A 19,485-nucleotide genomic window follows, 5' to 3' on the forward strand; every position below is an offset into this window, starting at 1 on the left:
CGGTAATTGCCAGATGCTTAAAATAACCTTTATTTATTCTTCCGGAATTACGGCCCTTTCAAAATTTTCCTTTTCTACAAGCACTTTTGTAGCATCAATTCCCACTTTTGTAGTCGTTCCGTCAGGAGCTCCCCGCGGATCCAGAGAACTGCCCCTGACATTGGGAATAATCAGAATATCCATATCTCCTTTTACCCTCGTGGCAATTGCAAACTCAACATCGTTCGGGTCAAAAATATTTATATCCTCATCCACAACCACTACATGCTTAAGGCTCGTGTGGGCTGCAAAGGCTGCCATAATAGCATTTTTTCCATCCCCTTCAGTCTGCTTCTCAATCTGAACGACTGCATGGAGATAACAGCATCCTCCTTCGGTCAACACAACGTTTTTGACAGTCGTAACCTCCCCGACAGCCCTGTAAATCCTTGGTTCGTAAGGCACGCCCATCATAAGGAGATGCTCAGGGCCGGCTGGCAGAATCCCGTGATAGATTGGGTCTTTTCTGTGAATGATTCGGGTAATATGAATAACAGGTTCTTTTCTTACCACATCATAGGTTCCGGTAATGTCCACAAAAGGCCCTTCATCAACCTTCTCTACAGGATCAATATAACCTTCAAGCACAATCTCAGCATGAGGAACTTTTACCCCATTTGCACACTCAAAAAGCTCAACAGGAGCTCCTCGTAGGGCGGCTGCGTATTCGAATTCTTTTCCTACAGGAACCCTTGTAGAAGTCGCGTAAATAATTGCCGGGTCGCAGCCAAGCACGATTGCAACAGGCAGAGATTCGCCTTTTTCGGCAGCTTTTTTGTGCAGGAGATAGGTATGCCTTGGAGGAACCAAGCGGACTGCAAGTTTATCTTTTCCTACAAGCATAAGACGGTGAATGGAAGCGTTAATCGTGCCTCCATACTCGGAAACTACAATCCCTGCTGTTATATACGGGGCCCCGTCTTTCTCAAAATGTGTAAGAATAGGAAGTTTTGTCAGGTCAACCTCGTTTTCTATTACCTCAAGGGTTGGAGACTTTGAAACCAGTCGCACTTCCCCTTCAGGAGAAACTTTCGAAAGTCTTTTTATGATTTCTTCCTTAGGGACTCCGAGCATGGAAGCCAGTTCATCCCTTGATCCAAGAAGGTTCATTATGACTTTTGAACCCGAAATATTATGGAAAAGAACAGGAGCTTTTGTATTTTTCGCAATTCGCGAAGCCTCGAACCTCGGAGAAACGGGATGCGAAATCTCTACCAGTTTTCCGTTTTCTTTCAACTGGTCGATGAAAACTCTAAAACTCATGGGCATCTGGATATCAAAAAGCTGTCAGATAATAAAAAGATTGTCCGCAAACCTTTTTAAAAAAGGTTTGATCGCAACCTTTCCTAAGGAAAGCTTAACCAAAGGCTCGACTTGGCGTGATCAACTGCGCAATGGTTGTGCTTGACCAAAAGTCATTTAACACTCGTCAAGCATGAAAGCTCTTGGCCTTATAATCCTTTTCTTCTCATACTGGTCAAAGCAATGAGCTATCCAGCCTGAGACCCGCCCGATTGCAAAAATTGATGTTGCAAGTTGAGGGGGAATATCCATATACTTGTAAACAACTCCCGAGTAGAAATCAACGTTGGGATAAATTGGCTTTCCTTTCTTTTCCACAAGTTCGCAGACAACAGTATTTTCTATTATTTCCGCTATTTCGTACCAGTGCATATCCCTTTTTGCTTCGGCGAGTTGCTTGGCAAGCTGCTTAAAGATTAAGCCCCTTGGATCATAAGTCTTGTATACTCTATGCCCGAAACCCATTATCTTTTCTTTCTTTGCGAGTTTCTCAAGCACAACCTTCTCCGCATTCTCCGGATAGGCAATTTCTTCGATCATGTTCACAACTTCTGATCTTGCCCCTCCATGCAGAGGACCTTTAAGGGTACAGAGTCCTGAAACAACAGCAGAATAGAGGTCTGAAAGGGTAGAGGCAGTAACTCTTGAAGAAAAAGTAGAGGCATTTAATTCGTGTTCGGCGCTGAGGATGAAGTCTTTTTCCATGATCTCAGCTTCCAATTGACTTGGTTTGCTTCCCCTGATCATATACAGGAAGTTAGCTCCGTGGGAGAGAGAGGGATCAGGGGGCACAGGTTCCTTTCCATTTGCGATTCTATAATACGCAGCAACTATCGTTGGGATCTTGGCAATTAACCGTGTGGCTTTTCTCATATTTCCTTCAGGAGAGCTGTCGTTAATGTCCGGATCGAACTGAGATATAAAGGAAACTATTGTACGCAGCGCTTCCATAGAATCAATATTGAAATTGCACATGTGGATAACGTCCAGAACCTCCCTATTGACTTCACGCTCCCCATGCAGGCAGGCTGAATACTCGGCAAGTTCCTTATCTCCGGGGAGCTCTCCCTGGATAAGCAGATAGGAAACGGCATCATAGGAAAGCTCAACCAGCTGGTTAATATCTACCTCCCTGTATTTCAGAATGCCCTCTAACCCATCGATGAAACATATATTTTTACTCATTTTCTACCTCACAGTTATGCCTAGAGGATTTTCAAAAAACTTTGAAGTTTGGGGAATCCTCTGCTTATACGTGGAAGATTTAACACGAAGGGTCTTATTAGGACCCAAAAATAGGGTGACAATTCATTCCTATTATTATCGAATAAGTATATTAAATTTGTTGAAATTATATCTCTGAATCTTTATAATTATTTTTTAAATATTAAAGATGCCACGGCCTTAAACCTATAGGTTATATTAAAAAAGAAATATGCTCTTTTAGAATAAAGTTTCCCTCAAAATGCCTTTGAGAATTAAAAGAACTCTCTATAACCCTCATTTCGATCCAAGAAAAAGAAAAGGTTTCAAAAAAACAGGAGAGTTTATATAAAGCTTGTGAAACCCTTTCAAAAAGATTCTTTGTCTAATTCTGGTACTGCTAACCTGTTATTTTTTCTTCACTGAATCTCGCAGGAATTTATGCAAAATCCCGCCATTCGTGTAATACTCGATTTCTACGGCCGAATCCAGCCTCAAAGTAACCTGGAACTGCACTTCATTACCATTTTCGTCCTTTGCCCTCACAATAAGTTTTCCGTGGGGTTCCATGTATTCAATGCCCAGAATATCATAGCTTTCTTTTCCTGTGAGACCAAGGATATCGGCGTTCTCACCTTCTTTAAACTGCAATGGAAGAACTCCCATGCCTACAAGGTTGCTTCTGTGAATACGCTCGAAAGACTCGGCAATAACTGCTTTAACTCCGAGCAGGAACGTACCTTTGGCCGCCCAGTCCCTGGAACTGCCGGTCCCATATTCTCTTCCTGCAATAACGATCAGGGGAATATTATTTTCCGCATAAAGCATAGCCGCGTCATAAATTGGGATTCCTCCGCAGGCTTCCTCGGGGAAGTCCTCTTTCCTGGAATGGTATACGGTCCAGCCTCCTTCCCTGTCCACAAGCCTGTTCCTGAGCCGAATATTCCCGAAAGTTCCGCGCATCATTACCTCGTGATTACCTCTTCGAGACCCATAAGAATTGAAATCTTCAGGGCTCACACCCCAGGAAATCAGGTACCTGCCTGCAGGACTGTCTGACGGGATATCCCCTGCAGGAGAAATGTGGTCAGTAGTAATACTGTCCCCGAAAAGGGCCAGGACTCTTGCATTCTTTATATCCGCAGGTGATGGTGAAGCAGGCGGGAAATCCATGAAATATGGAGGTTCCTGAATGTATGTGGACATAGGGTTCCAATCATATAGGGTACCTGTCGGGGCTTCCAGCTCTTTCCAGCGTTTGGGGCCTTCAAGCGCACCGGAATATTCTTTTTCGAACATTGAAGGTTTGATGCTGTTCTTTTCAGCATCCCTGATCTCCTCCTCTGCAGGCCAGATATCCTTGAGGTAAACCGGGCGCCCGTTGGGGTCATAAGCAAGTGGATCTGTTTCAAGATTGATATTTACAGTACCTGCGATTGCATAGGCTACAACAAGAGGTGGAGAAGCAAGGAAATTTGCCCTGACAAGAGGGTTAATCCGACCTTCGAAGTTCCGGTTTCCGCTGAGTACGGCTGCAACAGTAAGGTCATTTTCCTCAATCTCCTTAGCGACTTTTTCAGGTAAAGGACCACTGTTACCTATACAGGTTGTACAGCCGTAACCTACCTGGTGGAAACCAAGAGCTTCGAGATAAGGCAAAAGGCCTGCAGTTCTAAGATATTCCGTAGCTACCCTTGAGCCTGGGGAGAAACTTGTTTTTACAAAAGGCTTGACATGAAGGCCCTTTTCTACAGCCTTCTTCGCAAGCAGCCCGGCCCCTATCAGAACTGAAGGATTTGAGGTATTGGTACAGGAAGTAATTGCTGCAATCACTACGGAGCCGTGTGTTACCCTGAAGGCTTTCTCCAGAGATTCTGCTTTTTCCTCTTCTGTAACATAGGTTTCAGGTTCCTCTACAGGCGCCCCTCCGTCACTAATCCAGCGCTGATAAGCAGGATCCTGGGAAAGTTCAAGCCCTGAATCTTTCTTTCGGATAAAGGTCTGCTGCATAGTTTCACGGAAGTTTTCAGGCACCTCACTCAAGAAAAGCTGGTCCTGAGGGCGTTTCGGGCCTGCAAGACAGGGCTTCACCGTGCTCATATCCAGTTCCAGGGTAGTACTGAAAACGGGATCAGGCTTGTTAACGGAGTACAGAAGATCCTGGGCTTCCAGATACTTTTTCACAAGGTCAACCTGTTCTTCGCTCCTGCCAGTTCTTCTCAGGTAGGCAAGGGTCTCGGCATCTGGTGGAAAAATTCCAAGGGTTGCTCCATATTCAGGAGCCATATTGGAGATCGTTGCCCTATCAGGAAGACTGAGTGAGTTTAAACCTGGTCCGTAAAACTCCACGAATTTGCCGACAACTCCCACTTTTCTAAGCATCTTCGTAATTGTCAGGACAAGATCAGTGGCAGTGACTCCCTGTGCAAGTTTCCCGTAGAGCTTGAAGCCTACGACCTCAGGTACAGGCATATAGTAAGGTTGCCCGAGCATTACAGCCTCGGCTTCTATGCCTCCTACTCCCCAGCCGAGTACTCCAATCCCGTTAATCATTGTAGTGTGAGAGTCTGTCCCTACAAGGGTGTCAGGAAATGCAAATAACTCCCCATTTTTCTCTTTGAGATGCACAAGTGGGGTCAGGTACTCAAGGTTCACCTGATGGATAATTCCCCTTCCAGGAGGCACCACTCTGAGATTATCAAAGGCTTTCTGGGCCCAGCGCAGGACGGAATAACGCTCTGTATTGCGTTCAAATTCCTTTTTCTCATTTTCCTCAAGGGAATATGCCGTGCCGTAGGAATCCACCTGGACCGAATGATCAATAACAAGGTCGGCAGGGATAACAGGGTTTATTTTCGTAGGATCGCCTCCAAGGCGCTGCATTGCCGAGCGAAGGGCTGCAAGGTCTACTACAGCCGGAACTCCTGTAAAGTCCTGCATAATTACCCTTGACGGAATGAACGGGATATCCCTGTCACTTACGTTTTCAGGGCTCCAGCGGGCAAGAGCCTCCACATCCTCGGCAGTTATTATATGCTTTTCAGTATCTGCGTGCCTGAGCAGGGATTCCAGCAGGATCCTTATGGAGTAAGGAAGCAGGGAAATTCCCTCAAAGCCTTTTTCTTCCAGTTTGCCCAATCTGTAAATTGTAGCTTTTCCAGCAGCTGTTTCAATAGTGTCTCTTACCCCAAATGGGTCTGGACCTTCTCTCATAGATTTTTTACCTCCAGCAAAAATATGAAAATAAAACCATAATATTATAGATTTTCTCTTTATCGTGTGAGTCTCTTTATTGTATGAAAGCCCCATCTTATCTTAAGACTATTTTATTCCTTCGGGTTTACTACACCCTTTTTACATACAAAAGTTTGCTTTAATTGAAGGTGTTGCCCTCTGCTTTTTCCCCAAAACCTCAAAATAATTCCTCGTGTAAATTATATGTTAACCAGTATAAAAATTGTTGATTTTTACTCTAGCTTAAGACACACCAGTCCTTTAACATATTTTATATACTGCAAAATCGGGTAAAAAAGAAAGGAAAAAGAATAAAATGATTAAGATAAAAAAGGATTGAAAAAATTTAAAAATTCTGAAACAGTCTAGAACTTTCATAATTCAGAAGTTAAATAAAAACCTGACTTATATTCTCTCCTGATACCTGAATAAAAAGAAAAAAAGCCCTGGAATAAAGAAAAAAAGTAGAAGCTACTTATTTTTCAGCAGCTCCGATTGTTACTGTATAATCAAAGTTCTCTGTATTTTCGGGAAAGATAGAAAGCTTCCATTTTCCCACAGCTCCTGGTGCGGTATAAGTTTTAACAAAGGTTGTAGTTCCTCCCTGGTAACTTCCTTGATTTTTAGTTTCCATACCGCCAGTTGCCATATCGCCTTCACCTCTAAAGAATGGATATGAAGCAAAATAGAATGGCTGCGGGTACGCATCATCTACTATGGTTACCGAGCCGCTATATTTCGTATCTACAAAGGTAGGGGTAACCTTATTTCCTGAAGGATCTATCAGGCTCACATTAAAGGAAGGCGTAAGATTTCGATTTCCTCCGGTGGTATACAGGCCGTATCCGTACTGGTTAGCTCTAATTTCCAGGGTAATGGGGCCATCGGTTCCGGCTTCGAATGTATTTTCATAAGGCTTTTCAGGAACCGGAAGGATACGGAAGTTCAGGGAAATCATTCCTTCGTATTCGCGAACCCCAGGGTCGTCAATATTCAGGTCAATACTACCGCTATAGCTGCCCTTTGCAGTAGATGGAACTGCAAGTGTAAGTTTTACAATAGCTGTCTGTCCGGCTTTTATTTTGTCAGGAGCTTCTACGCGTATTGCATCGTCTCCGAAGGCCTGTTCCGGCATTCCCATAGAGTAAAACATGTCTTTAGTAAGCTCAGGGGAAATTGTGATATCTTTACTGCCTGTATTCCTCAGCTTGATTTCATAAGTATAATTCTTTCCGGCTTCGACAAGGTCATTTACATAAGGTGTAAGAATCTGGATTGATGGTTTGACCCATACCTGTATGTTCAGCTGCATCGTGCCCGGGAAATTTGAATAAGGACCGGCTACGTCTCCTTCAGGCACTTTTTCCGTTAAAGCAAGGAGTACGGCATAGCTTCCAAGGTCCGCATCCTTCGGTATGTCCACCGTTACCTGAAATTCCTGTTTTTCTCCGGGCTTAAGAGCCTTTTCGGAAGGACTTATGCTGATCCAGCTTTCGTTTATGAAATTTTCCGTGTAAGGAGTGATTATAGGCTTCGGCTTCAATTCAATTGTCTTGTTATCTTTGTTCTCAACGGTTACAATAAAATTTTTACTGTCTCCGGGTTTAATTTCCAGGTGCTTATAAGCCGGGTCAACCTTGATTTTCTCAAATTTGGGGAAATAATCTCCTGCATAACTCGAAGATGATACGGTATCTGCCGCCACTTTTGGTTGTACTTCTTCTTTTACAGGTATGGCAGCAGTATCTTCATCCCCTGCTCCTGCACAGGCAACCGAAAGGACTGCTATGACAAGGAGTCCGTATACAATTCCTTTTAATGCCTTAATATCCAATATACGCATACTTTTCACCTCGCTCATTATCTACTAAGGCGTGAAACATATAAAATAATTACTTAAACTTCGAACCAATTTGCAGTTATTTTTAGAGAATAAAGGATAAGAAAGATTATTTTTGAAAGATTATTTTTTGATTTCCACCTTTTTTACGTATCTTGTTCAAAAAAGTAATTTAATTACTTCCAGAGTCCCAACTTTTACCTAGCCCCAGTTTTTGCTAGCACGATACGGAAATTAAGACGTTACCAAAAGACTAGAGACTTTTTAACATCTTCTAGAATCACCAAAATATACCATCATTTACAATAGCAATTGACTGCAATTAATCAAAAATCACTGAGCAATAAAAAGTATTCTCATTTGGCTTATCACTTATATATGAGTTATAAATAATATATTTTTTAAGATCGATGTTCATAAGCATATTACCATCGACCATTAAAGAAAATCTTCAACAGCATAAATCTGGCGAACATAAATGAACAAAAGAAACTCCCTAGCATCGCTAATTTTAGCATCACTCGTGGTGCTAATAATTTTTGCAATGCCTGCAAGTGCTGAGGTTCTGCAGGCGGACTTTATTCCGGACCCAACTTCCGGAAACGCACCGCTCGTTGTATTATTTACCGATAAAAGTACCGGAAGCCCTTCGGTTTACATGTGGGATTTCGGTGACGGAGGCACATCAAGAAATAAGAACCCTGGACATACATATCTAGAACCTGGGGATTACACCGTTACTTTGAAAATAACAAGAGGACCCTACTACAGCACAGCTTCTCACAATATAACAGTTCCTGGTACAGATCCAGCAACAGAAACACCAATGGCACACCTTACTGCAGTTAGTAAAACAGGAACAGCGCCATTTACGGTACAATTTATTGATAAAAGCACAGGCGGTCCAACTGCATGGATGTGGTATTTCGGTGATGGTGATGGTGCTCTGTCAAGAGAACAGAATCCAACACATACTTACACTAAACCCGGGGTATATACTGTCAGATTACAGGTATGGAACGCTAAGGGCGTATGTTCTGAAAAATTTGTGAACTATATAACAGTTATGGCAGCTAATAACGCGCCAGTAGCAAATGCTGGTCCTGATCAGGTCCTTGAGCAGGCTAATCCAGAAGGTGCAGACTTAACTCTTGATGGATCAGGCTCTACTGATGACGGCCAGATTTCACCATTGACATATACTTGGACATGGAACGGTGGATCAGCCGAAGGTATAAACCCTATAGTAAACCTTCCCCAGGGAACAACAACAGTGACTCTTACTGTCTTTGATGGGGAATTCTCAAGTACTGATACCGTTGACATAACAGTGAAGGATACAACCGCACCGACTATAACAACTTCAGGTAAACCAGTAGTGCTCTGGCCACCAAACCATAAATATCAAACTGTCTCAATATCCGACTGCGGAATTTCTGTAACTGATACCTGCGACCCTGATGTAAACATGGATGATATAGTAATCACATCAGTGAGCAGCGATGAACCTAAGGAAGCTTCTGGCGAAGGAGATGGGAATACCCTAGAGGATATCGTTATCAAGAGTCCTCAAACAGTTGACTTAAGAGCAGAAAGACAGGGAGATGGAAACGGCAGGGTGTACACAATTAATTATAAAGTTATGGATGCATCCGGAAATACGGCAACAGGATCCTGTCAGGTCTGGGTTCCCCATGATAAGGGAAGTGGAGTTACAGCCGTTGACGATGGCGCAGCCGCAGGATACACAGTGAATTATCCCTGAGTAAAAAATATTTTTTTAATTAAATGAATCTGGGAACTCATTAACGAAAAAACGGAAAGAAGTATATCTTCTTATTTTTCCTTTTTAGGAAACTTTTCATTTTTATGAGAAATACGCTCTGATACGATTATCAGCGCTGTTGTATATTCTCAAAAGATTTTACATCTTATACGATAATATAATGGAACATGTATTCATTTTATAGAGAATATCGTACATGGGACAAAATCGGGAAAAATTAAAAAGACTCAAAAACCATGAACAGAAAAAGATATCAAATCTTAAAGTTAAATTCCTGATAGGTAATAAACTGAGACACAGTTAATTATATTTATATATGTATATATTTATATATGTAACAGCGAGTTGATGCCAAAGTTATCCGGGCTATGAATTGTTCCGAAATAAATAGAGGATTTTCATTTTAAGAACGAAGGCATTTATTCACTAAGGAGTGCATTTTTCTTGCTTAAAGAGAGAGTGTTCGACAGATTTTCAGACGCAGGTTTTAGGGTCAGAAAGAAATCCAAATTCAGAAAGGTTTCATCGCATGAAGATCTTTTTGGATCCAGTTCTATAATTGATGCTGATTTCGTGGAAATAGATGAAACTTTTTTCCACGATCCGGATTCTTCTACTAAGCTGAATTCCGGGTCAGTTGACCCTGACCTTCTGGAGGGTCTCAGAGAATACCTTAGAACGAGGTCTCAGGAGGAAATTTCCGAAATCTTTGAAGAGGTCCGTAAAATTCTGGAGAGCAGAGCTTCTGAAAGGAATTTCCAAAAGGAGTCTGGAGAGGAAATCCCTATTAATCAAAGAACAAAAATAAAAAAGATCTCAAGAAATGCCTTTAAAGTATTTCTGGAAACGGCTTCCTATGGAAGGAAGCAGATAATTAGCGTTTCAAAAGTTGCTTCCTCAAAAGCCTCATCTATAGCATCCGAAAGAAAAGAATCAATAATGGATTCCTCGAGAAAGCTCAATGAAAAATGGAATAACCTGAGCCCTAGAGATCGCAAAATTATCTCCGAATTGATAGTAGCAATGATAGAAATCGGGCTGCTTAAAGGAGCCAGCCGGAGTAAACAGGCTACGTTTGCTATCCTGTCAAGTATCTCCAGACATCAAACCCCAGGCAGGAAAGACCTAGAGGACTTCGCAGAGGGTCTGCAAAAACTTTTCAAGCGCAGGAGTTGAAGCAAGAAGACAGGAAATATCTTAAAAAAATCCGAGAACTTAAAACCTGTAGGGCTTGCTTATTGCCTTCACAAAACTTGCAGGGCTTTCCCCAACATCCCAATTTTCGGCATTCCCTATAAGATACGTGTAGTCAGAAACCTGTTGCAGCCCGCCGGCATCATAATTTCCGATAATTAGAGAAAAGATCCTGGCTCTTCTTTCAGCTTTTATCTCATTCCATTCCCGGATAAGTGGCCTCTCTGAGAGTTCTGAAAAACCATCGGTAAGGAAAAGGAGATCAGCTCCCTCAAAGGCTTTTTCATTTTTCATAGCTTTAAGGCCTGCACGGAGCGCTGTATTGAAGTCGGTACCGCCGCCGAAAGTAAATTTCAGAAATTCAAGAAATTCCTTTCCCATACGCTTTTTATTTGTAAGCTCAATCTCAACAGTCTGCCACTTAGATGAGAAAAGGATTACTTTAACATCCCTGTTTTCTTTCAGCATTCTTCTTGTAACTGCCAGAATCACGGCTTTTGCAAGAAGTTCGGGACTTCCTCGCATCGACGCAGAAGTATCTACTAGGGCGACTACAGGCCCTTTTCTTTTTTTACCCGCAGTATCCGAGTTCCAGTTCTCTCCTTTTAGCTGGTAGGTCAGGAGTTTTCCTTCAAGCATATCAGCATAGAATTTTCGCTTCAAGAGAGGATTTTTTAACTTTACGGTTTCTGCTGGAAGTAATGTCTGGATATCACCTGAAAAAGTGACCGAATGAACCTCATTTTTACTGTATGGCGATAGGCTCAGCTTTTTTGAGCCGTACTCAAGTTCAATTCTTCCGACCTGCTCTAGAATCTCATTAAGATCAGAACTCTTTTTCAGAATTGAAGCGTATTTTTCAAGGTTTCCGAAATATTCTCTGTGAAGAGCCTTCAAGGAATGATCCCAGGCTCTGCCAGGAAAAAGCATTGAGAGAATTTCAAGCACTTCAAGGTGATCTTCAAGCACAGGGATAAGCTCTTCAATTTTTACAGCTATGCTTTCTTCTATAACAGAATCCAACGCCTCTCCTGCCTTCTCTGAAGACATGAAGTTCAGAGTCATTGAAGCAAGTCTTTCGGATCCCGCAGCTTTTCCAGCCTGAAGATCTGGATCTTCCGAGTTTTCGTATTCAGGGTCTTGTAGGAAACTTTCCTGTTTGAGGGAACTTTGTTGTTTGCTTTCTTGAGTTGACTGTTGATTGAATATATCCGGATTATCCCGCAACCTATCTGGATTATCCTGCAATGGGAAATTTTTCTCAATATCATGTACTCTGTTTCTTTCCCATACTGATTGAGTTTCCTCGATCAGATTCTTCAGGGCTTTAAGGCTTTTTTCGAAGCTATTTGCAAACTTTTTTGAAGATTTAGACTTTATCTTTCCATACTCATCCAGAAGTGTAAAGAGTTCTTCAAGCAAAGTCCTAAGGATGAAAACACCTGCCAGGTTATTAGTTTCGGCAAGAGCTTTTATTTCAGTCCAGGCTTTGAAGTCCCTCAAACTTAATAAAATCGGATAAAAAGCTCCGAATTTACTCATAAATAGCTTTTCATCTTTTATTTCGTACCCATTTTCTGAAAAAAGTTCATAAATAAGAATTTCCGCAATTTCTTCCCTGATTTTCCTTGGCATTGTTCGCGGAGTAGCCAATACTTCCCTGAGTTCGAGATTTAATATTGCAGAAGGATTGAAAGCATGGCTGAACGATAAGGACGATCCTGATCCGAGAGTGCCTTCGATATCTTCCTTCCGCCTTTTTATTTCCTGCATATCTTTCTTTTCCGGGAATTTTTTTTAAGCTTTGAGAGTGTTTCATAGATTTCAAGAAACTTTTAGAATTCGTAGAAAAATTTAATTTCATTCATCTCTTATTTCTCAAAGGCTTTTCAGTATTCAGGCGACCTCTTCTGCTTTCTCAACGGTCACATCAAATACCCTGGGTTTTTCCAGCAAGAGCCTTATTTCGTTTAGATTGCTTGCAATCTCGTAAATATCCGTGTTTTTGGAGCGATATTTAATCAGGATTTCCTGGCTGTCCTGCTCTGAAACCCATAGATTTTCCCTCAGGGTTTTCTCAAGCGCTTTTTCTTCTTCCTGGATTTGCCTTCTGAAATAGTTCAGTCGCTCTTCCAAATTTTCGTACTCTTTTTCATAGAGCTTCTTATCGCCGTAGTCAAGGCTGATCTTGAACTCAAATCCGTATTTCCTGCGGAATTGCTCTGCAAGAGACTCGAAATTCAGAGAGCTATTGACATTGCTGAAATCGAGCCCGAAACTGTAAGTATGGGTTGGAAACTCGGTATGGTGTTTCAGCAGATCAAGGGCATTGTCAAATGTGAGGTTCTTCTGGGCTTTCACCCCTGAAAACCTTGAGCTTTTCAGGTTTCCTGTTATTCTTCTATCTTCTTCGTAGCACTTATTACAAGCTACAAGATCTGGAAGTTCCTGCTGCAAGCAACTGTAAATAGAGTTTTTTAGGTCAAAAACATCCAGTTTCAGTTTTCCAGTATCTGTACCCCCTGAAACAACACTATTCAGAATAAGCTTCCTGATTGCTTCCTTCTGTTCCGGCACTTCCCAGAGCATGTGCTGTAGCAGGACAGCAGTCATCCGGTTTACGCTGGTATGTCCATTTACGACTGAAGCAACCCTAAGTATACTTACAGTTTTTTTCCAGCGCCTGTCCGAGATAAAGATATTTGAGTTCTTAAGTTCTCTTCTGAGTGCTTTTATAATTACCCTAACCTCGGGATCAACCGGGAGATCCCTTGCTCTCTTCTGGATTTCCCTTATATCTTCTATATTGAGTTTTGTTGAGGGTATGAAATCATCGGTGTTTTTGAAGATCAGGTCTTCAAGGTTCTCTTCGTGCTGGATATAATCCACCCTGTACCGGAACAAAAAACGGTCGTAAAGAGCTTCGAGACTTTCATCTTCTTCGGGAAGCTCGTTGGAAGCCCCAAAAACAGTAAAAAGAGGTACCTCAATAAGTTCCTTGCCGTTGTGGTACTTCCTCTCATTCAATACAGTTAACAAGCTGTTTAAGATGGAGCTATTGGCTTTGAAAATTTCGTCAAGCAAGGCTATATGGGCAGTTGGAAGGTAGCCTTCTACTCGCCTGCTGAACTCGTCCCTCTCAAGCGCCTTAAGTGAAAGTGGTCCAAATACCTCTTCAGGAGTGGAGAAGCGAGTCAGGAGATAATGGAAAAAGTTTCCTCCCTCAATAGTTTCGCAAATCTTGTTTGCAAGAAGAGTTTTTGCAGTTCCTGGAGGACCCAGTAAAAGGATATGTTCGCCGGAAAGGAGTGCAAGAAGAGACCCATTGATTTCCGCATCCCGTTCTTTAAAGTAGTCTGAAAATTCCTGTTTAATATTGATAACCGTATTTTTTAAATCCAGGACTCTCATAAGCTCCAAAACCTTTATAAATTTCTCTTTTTCAGCACCAAGCCATCAGTATATGAGAAAAATGCTACAATAATGGATTGCAATAGCCTGCTTGAATATTGTTAAAAATGAACTCCATATTTTTATGGGCCTTGCCTTAATTAATTTTTCTAAAAATTCTTGTCCCTACCCAATATGTCCCTAATACCAATATGTCTGCGGATTATGTTTCTTCTCAGAGATATATCTTTCTGCCTTAATACGGAAGCCTGGTTTTATCAGATTTTATGGATTGGTCTGGTATCCACCTTGACTAAAGTTCCTACCGATTCTGCCTTTTGCCATCCGAAGAAGTTATGCATAAAGAAGTCGATCACTAATGAGAACGATTCAAATCCACCTGAATGAGAATATTCCTGGTGATGAAAAATAGAAATCGTATTTTGAGAGACCAATTTCCTGAAATTAATTAACGTCCTTAAATTACCAGTACCCTGAAATTAATTAATACCAGATCAATTGGTATCCTGAAATTAGCCAGTATCCAGAGATAGAGCAAATTCCGGAAGTCCTTACATGAATGATTTCGAACGTGAAAAATATAGCCGGCAGATCCTTCTATTTGGGGAAGAAGGGCAGGAAAAGTTGAAGAAAGCAAAAGTGCTAGTTGCCGGAGCAGGCGGGCTGGGAAGTCCGGTTTCCACCTATCTTGCAATCGCAGGCGTCGGAAAAATAATTCTTGCTGATTTTGATTCCGTAGATCCTAGCAATCTAAACAGGCAGTTCCTACATCACGAAAAAGATATCGGAAGGCTTAAGGTAGAATCGGCAAAGGAAAAACTGCTTTCCATGAACCCGGATATTGAGGTTGAAACCATAGCCGAAATGCTTACCGAATCAAATCTCGAAGCCCTAGTTCCCGAATGTGACGTTATAGTTGATGCGCTTGATAACCTTGAAACGAGACATATGCTTAACAGGCTTGCCGTAAAAAGAAGGATTCCTTTAATCCATGGAGCAGTTACCGGATATGACGGCCAAGTAACAACAATAATGCCTGGAGAAACTCCCTGCTTTTACTGTATTTTCCCGCGCATTTCTAAAAAGGAAGTTTTTCCGGTTTTAGGGGCAACCCCGGGGATTATCGGTTCCATTCAGGCAAATGAGGTGATTAAATTCCTGACAGGGCAGGGTAAGCTTTTGGAAGGCCGCCTTCTGTTCTGGAACGGGCTTTCAGGAAATTTCAGTGAAATTTCACTATCAAAGTTAAACAATTGCCCTGTTTGCGGAAATCTTAAGGAAAAAAGCGAAAATAAATGAAAAATTTCACCTTTCCAAACCAGGGTAAACCTTTATTTCAAGTTCCTGTTGTCTATTAGCCAATTTATATATATCTTCAGTAATAATATCCTATAGGGGATCTTATTACAGGGAATCTTGTGCGAGGGGATTTGATGAGAAAGAAGACCATTCCAGTTGAGAAGGAAGTCAATGGTTTGGACGAGAACTCAAGTTTATGGTCTTATGGATTCCAGGATCTAAATATTACGTCACATGATTTATCTTCTGCTTCTATCCCGAATGCGCCTTATTTTGATCTTAGGATCTATCGGGAGTCTAGGGTAAAATCACTGATCAAGGTACACAGTAAAGATATGTACCGACTACTTGAGAAAGTTCACTTTGATGGAAATTACTACAGGATAAAGTGTGTAAGTTCAGGGGAGTGGGAGTACTGCTGGGATCTGGCTGTCAGGATTCAGTTTTTCGGAAAAATGCTGGGAATGACTCTTTATCCCAAACGCCTGGTTTCACAGAAAGAAAAAAGGATTGTCTACAGGTCCATGATCCTGGTTAACCCTTACCAGCTCTGGGACGAGGCTATTGTAAACAAATTCTGGAATTTGCAGGAGAGGGTTGAATTCCTGATAGCCAGAATTCTTTTTCACGAGTGCATTCACGTTATGATCTCGATTGGAAACATCCTGCCTTCAGGTTTCGGAAACACGGACATTTATCTTGAATTCAGTAAGATGCTGAAAGTCTCGGCTTCTAAGAAGCTTTCCATCAAGCTTCATAATGTGCAGTTTCGCCTATGGAATCTTGTGATGTTTGGAGCATCAGGTTCCGAAAGTGAAAAAAAACTGCTTGAAAGAGTTCAGGAGATATACGAATTTCTGATCAATGAAAAATACACTAACCATAAAACAGGAAAAGCTTTCGATTTTCCCTCAAACAACGCAAAAATCGCAAGAAAATACTCATGGATTGCAGCTGTCAAAGCCGGAGGAAACACGCAGGTCAGCAAAAGAATCTGGCAGGTGGAAGCCCGCAGGCTCAGGATAGCACTGATGGAACTCTTTGATGGAATTGATACGGAATTAAATAATATTGGATTTACATGGAAGTAAATAATTATGGGCTTTAATTATAGGCTTATAGAAAATTGAAAAAGTATTTAGTGAAAAAGTATTTAGTTGGTGAGGATTATTACCTTTTCCAACCATTTTCTTTAGATTTCTTTCGCGTTTTTAATTCTATTATAGTACTGAACCTTGCTTAAAGTTTCATAGTCATGGTTAGAGTTTGTCTTTTAGGTGTATTCTTTTGTTTTATAGATCTGAACTCTATATCTTGGACCATATAGTTTACTGTTCCAAAACTTTTGTAATTTTTGCAACATCAGGAAGTTCATGCATAGGATATTCTTCGAAGAATATGATTTTCTGTTCCTCATCGATAATTATGTTCGCCCTCTGAGAGACCCCTTCTTTTTCCCTGAATATTCCATATGCTCTTGCAACCTCTCCATGCGGCCAGAAGTCCGAAAGAAGCTTGGTGTGCGTAATTCCCAGTTCCTTGGCCCAGGCTCTTTTTGATGGGATGGGATCGACACTTATTCCAAAAGCCACTGTGTTCAGCCTGGTAAAGATTTCGTGGTTTTCCTCAAGTGATTTCATCTGTTCTGCACACACGTTCGTCCAGGCAAGAGGATGAAATGATAAGAGGACTTTTTTGCCAGCAAAGTCATAGAGGTGCACTTCATTCTGTTTTTGATCTTTTAACCTGAAATCCTGGATTTTATCCCCGATTTTAATCTCGCTCATGGTAAATTTCCCCAATTTAATAAAATCATCTATCTTTAATAAATTGTCTGTCTGCTGACCTGTTAAGATTTTTGTCAGTATGAAGTATCGATTGAAACGAGAGAAGGTTCAAAGTTAGTATAAACTATAAAAATTACATGAAGAATGAGTTGGATTTAAAAAATTGTGAGAAAAGAAGTAAAAATAATGTAAATAAAAGTGTATTGAATAATCAACATTTTTGAAATGACTATAAAAACTCTATTTCTTTTCTCTAGATAAAGTGCACCGTAAAGCGCATAATGAATCTGAAATCCTAGTAGAAGTAATTTTTAATCTTATTTTACTTAATTCTCTGAGTTTTTTCCTTGAGAAGATTCTTGAATTTTTCTATTATATTTTGATTCTGCGGCGCAGATTTCTTATTACATGACGGTTTGTTATTCGATGTCTTGTTATTCAATGGTTTGTTATTGTTTGACGATTTGTTATTATTCGATGGTTTGTTATTATCTATTTTATTGCGTTTCATTTGATCGTGTTCTTTACGGGACATCTGTTTAGGAGTTTTCTTGGACACTGTTAAACACCAGTAAAAAGTGATAAAAATTAATTCTTTTTAAATTATGTCCGTGAATTAGCAACCTACTATAAAAAATGAGTGTATTTTTATCACTTATTCCAATGAAAAAGTAGGCTTTGAATTTAAAAAAGGATAAGCCCCGTGCGTGATTTGAACACGCGACCTAGTGATTACAAGTCACTCGCTCTACCGGGCTGAGCCAACGAGGCAATTGGAAAATACTGCGACTTACCTAAATACAATACTCACAGATAAACTTTATGGCAGGTTTCTTTATCCGGAGGCAAACCATAGTCTTTTGCCTGTTATTTTTCCTTTTTTTTGCCGGGTTCCCGAGGTTATAGTACATAAACTTTATGGAGTCCTTTGTTTATATCTCGCTAAGATGTGGCAGGAAATCGCAAAATACGGGCGCAAACTGGTTGAACACGGGCTTGTCGAATCTAACTTCGGGAATATCAGCCTCAGGGCTGGCGACAGGATGATTATTACCCGGACAGGGGCCGCACTTGATGAAATTACAGTAAATAACGTTGTTGAAGTTGATATTCGAGATACCTCCTCTATGGATATAATCGCATCTTCCGAAGCTGTCGTACATAGGGAAATTTACAGGCAGACCTCCGCACTTGCAATCATTCACGCTCACGCTCCATATGCAGTTGTTGAGTCTCTGCTCGCAGGCCCTGGAGAAAAAATTTCACCTGTAGATAGTGAAGGACAGTACTTCCTTGGCGAAATTCCAGTTGTTGGAGGAGGAATAGGGAGCTGCGAGCTTGCAGGAAATCTTGCAAACGCGCTCTCAAGGCATAGAGGTGCTATAGTTTATAGTCACGGAACTTTTGCAGTCGGGAGAACACTTGGAGACGCTTATATAGTGACCACACAACTTGAGCACTCCTGCAAAGTTAAGTACTTGTATGAACGTGTGCGGCAGCAGAAAAAGGAAAATAAGTAAACTATAAACGCTCGCCCATTTAATCCGCGCTTATAAGTAAGAGCTTGAAAAACAGAAAAAGGAAATAAGTAAACTTAGGTATTGAGTAAGAGGATAGCCATACAGCTTAAGTATAAATATAAAAAAGCAGGTAAACACAGAAATGATATAAAAAAGCAAATCCAAATCGGGATACTGAACAAGATAAAGTGCCTGTTTCTGGTACGGCTTTCTATTAAGGGTATCACCGAAAGGAAGAATCTCGAGCACCATGACGTTTAATACCCTGAGACCTTTTGCCTCAAAAGTTATCGAACCACTGGCAGACTTTTTCATAAGATATGAGGTCTCACCTAATGCGGTTTCCATAATTTCCCTTATCTGTGCGTTCTTTGCAGGAGTGAGTTTTTATTACTCACCTGCTTCCAGGGAATTCATCCTGCTGGCAGGTATCCTAGTAATACTTAACTCGATTTTTGACGCTCTTGACGGAGTAATTGCACGGAAATCGAATAAGGCCACCCCAAGGGGTGATTTTCTGGATCACGTTATCGACCGCTACTCTGATGTCTTTATTATATGTAGCATCTTTTTTGCAGGTTATGCCTCCTGGCAGGTAGGAGTTGCGGCAATTGTAGGTGTACTGCTTACCAGTTATCTGGGAACTCAGGCCCAAGCGCTCAACCTTGGGAGATATTATGGAGGAATCATGGGTAGGGCTGACCGGCTTGTAGTTATAATTCTCGCAGCCTTCGGCAACTTTGCCTTTCCAGTGCTAATTGCAGGTTTTTCAATTCTGGGTTGGGCTGTTATCCTTATTGCTGTAACCAGCCATGTAACGGCAGTCCAGAGAATTTATTATATATGGAAGGAACTGAGATAATACACCTT

The 19,485-nt window shown here is 41.2% G+C and carries 13 protein-coding genes and 1 tRNA gene; 6 read left to right on the plus strand and 8 right to left on the minus strand.

Translation table 11 applies throughout. The features are described 5' to 3' along the window. Positions 1-33 precede the first annotated feature (33 nt). The 4 genes from BP861_RS07025 to BP861_RS07040 form a co-directional block, all read right to left on the minus strand. Positions 34-1,302 (minus strand): UbiD family decarboxylase, encoded by a 1,269-nt coding sequence (locus tag BP861_RS07025; RefSeq protein ID WP_292373878.1) that lies wholly within the window; start codon positions 1,300-1,302, stop codon positions 34-36. A 156-nt stretch (positions 1,303-1,458) separates the two neighbouring features. Next, positions 1,459-2,526, minus strand: coding sequence for a citrate/2-methylcitrate synthase (locus tag BP861_RS07030; protein WP_292373879.1), 1,068 nt, complete (start codon positions 2,524-2,526; stop codon positions 1,459-1,461). Positions 2,527-2,952: 426 nt separating this feature from the next. Further along, the gene (acnA, locus tag BP861_RS07035) at positions 2,953-5,757 is read right to left on the minus strand and encodes an aconitate hydratase AcnA (RefSeq protein ID WP_292373881.1); all 2,805 of its coding nucleotides are present in this window, start codon (positions 5,755-5,757) and stop codon (positions 2,953-2,955) included. A gap of 496 nt (positions 5,758-6,253) precedes the next feature. Next, positions 6,254-7,621, minus strand: a complete 1,368-nt coding sequence (locus tag BP861_RS07040; protein WP_292373882.1) for a hypothetical protein — start codon at positions 7,619-7,621, stop codon at positions 6,254-6,256. 475 nt (positions 7,622-8,096) lie between these two features. On the opposite strand from BP861_RS07040, the gene BP861_RS07045 reads away from it, so the two are divergent. Further along, a complete protein-coding gene (locus tag BP861_RS07045) occupies positions 8,097-9,383 on the plus strand; it encodes a PKD domain-containing protein (RefSeq protein ID WP_292373883.1) in 1,287 nt (428 codons plus the stop codon). A gap of 465 nt (positions 9,384-9,848) precedes the next feature. Beyond that, positions 9,849-10,580 (plus strand): hypothetical protein, encoded by a 732-nt coding sequence (locus tag BP861_RS07050; protein WP_292373884.1) that lies wholly within the window; start codon positions 9,849-9,851, stop codon positions 10,578-10,580. Between the two features lie 39 nt (positions 10,581-10,619). Here BP861_RS07050 and BP861_RS07055 read toward each other — a convergent pair whose 3' ends face one another. Together BP861_RS07055 and BP861_RS07060 are read right to left on the minus strand one after the other, a co-directional pair. Beyond that, positions 10,620-12,371: a vWA domain-containing protein gene (locus BP861_RS07055; protein WP_292373885.1), complete on the minus strand. Its 1,752-nt coding sequence runs from the start codon at positions 12,369-12,371 to the stop codon at positions 10,620-10,622. 123 nt (positions 12,372-12,494) lie between these two features. Continuing rightward, positions 12,495-14,009 carry an AAA family ATPase gene (locus tag BP861_RS07060; RefSeq protein WP_292373938.1) on the minus strand — a complete coding sequence of 505 codons (1,515 nt, stop codon included), beginning with the start codon at positions 14,007-14,009 and terminating at the stop codon, positions 12,495-12,497. A 555-nt stretch (positions 14,010-14,564) separates the two neighbouring features. Between BP861_RS07060 and BP861_RS07065 the strand changes: the two genes are divergently transcribed. Then, a complete protein-coding gene (locus BP861_RS07065) occupies positions 14,565-15,308 on the plus strand; it encodes a HesA/MoeB/ThiF family protein (RefSeq protein ID WP_292373886.1) in 744 nt (247 codons plus the stop codon). A gap of 134 nt (positions 15,309-15,442) precedes the next feature. Further along, positions 15,443-16,399, plus strand: a complete 957-nt coding sequence (locus tag BP861_RS07070) for a hypothetical protein (protein ID WP_292373888.1) — start codon at positions 15,443-15,445, stop codon at positions 16,397-16,399. A 237-nt stretch (positions 16,400-16,636) separates the two neighbouring features. Here BP861_RS07070 and BP861_RS07075 read toward each other — a convergent pair whose 3' ends face one another. Further along, the gene (locus BP861_RS07075; protein WP_292373890.1) at positions 16,637-17,095 is read right to left on the minus strand and encodes a peroxiredoxin; all 459 of its coding nucleotides are present in this window, start codon (positions 17,093-17,095) and stop codon (positions 16,637-16,639) included. A gap of 697 nt (positions 17,096-17,792) precedes the next feature. Further along, positions 17,793-17,866: transfer RNA gene (locus BP861_RS07080), tRNA-Thr, on the minus strand. 176 nt (positions 17,867-18,042) lie between these two features. On the opposite strand from BP861_RS07080, the gene BP861_RS07085 reads away from it, so the two are divergent. Further along, positions 18,043-18,615 (plus strand): aldolase, encoded by a 573-nt coding sequence (locus BP861_RS07085; RefSeq protein WP_292373892.1) that lies wholly within the window; start codon positions 18,043-18,045, stop codon positions 18,613-18,615. Positions 18,616-18,865: 250 nt separating this feature from the next. After that, positions 18,866-19,477 (plus strand): CDP-alcohol phosphatidyltransferase family protein, encoded by a 612-nt coding sequence (locus BP861_RS07090; RefSeq protein WP_292373894.1) that lies wholly within the window; start codon positions 18,866-18,868, stop codon positions 19,475-19,477. Positions 19,478-19,485 lie beyond the last annotated feature (8 nt).

The sequence above is a fragment of the Methanosarcina sp. UBA411 genome, assembly GCF_002495725.1.
Taxonomy (GTDB): domain Archaea; phylum Halobacteriota; class Methanosarcinia; order Methanosarcinales; family Methanosarcinaceae; genus Methanosarcina.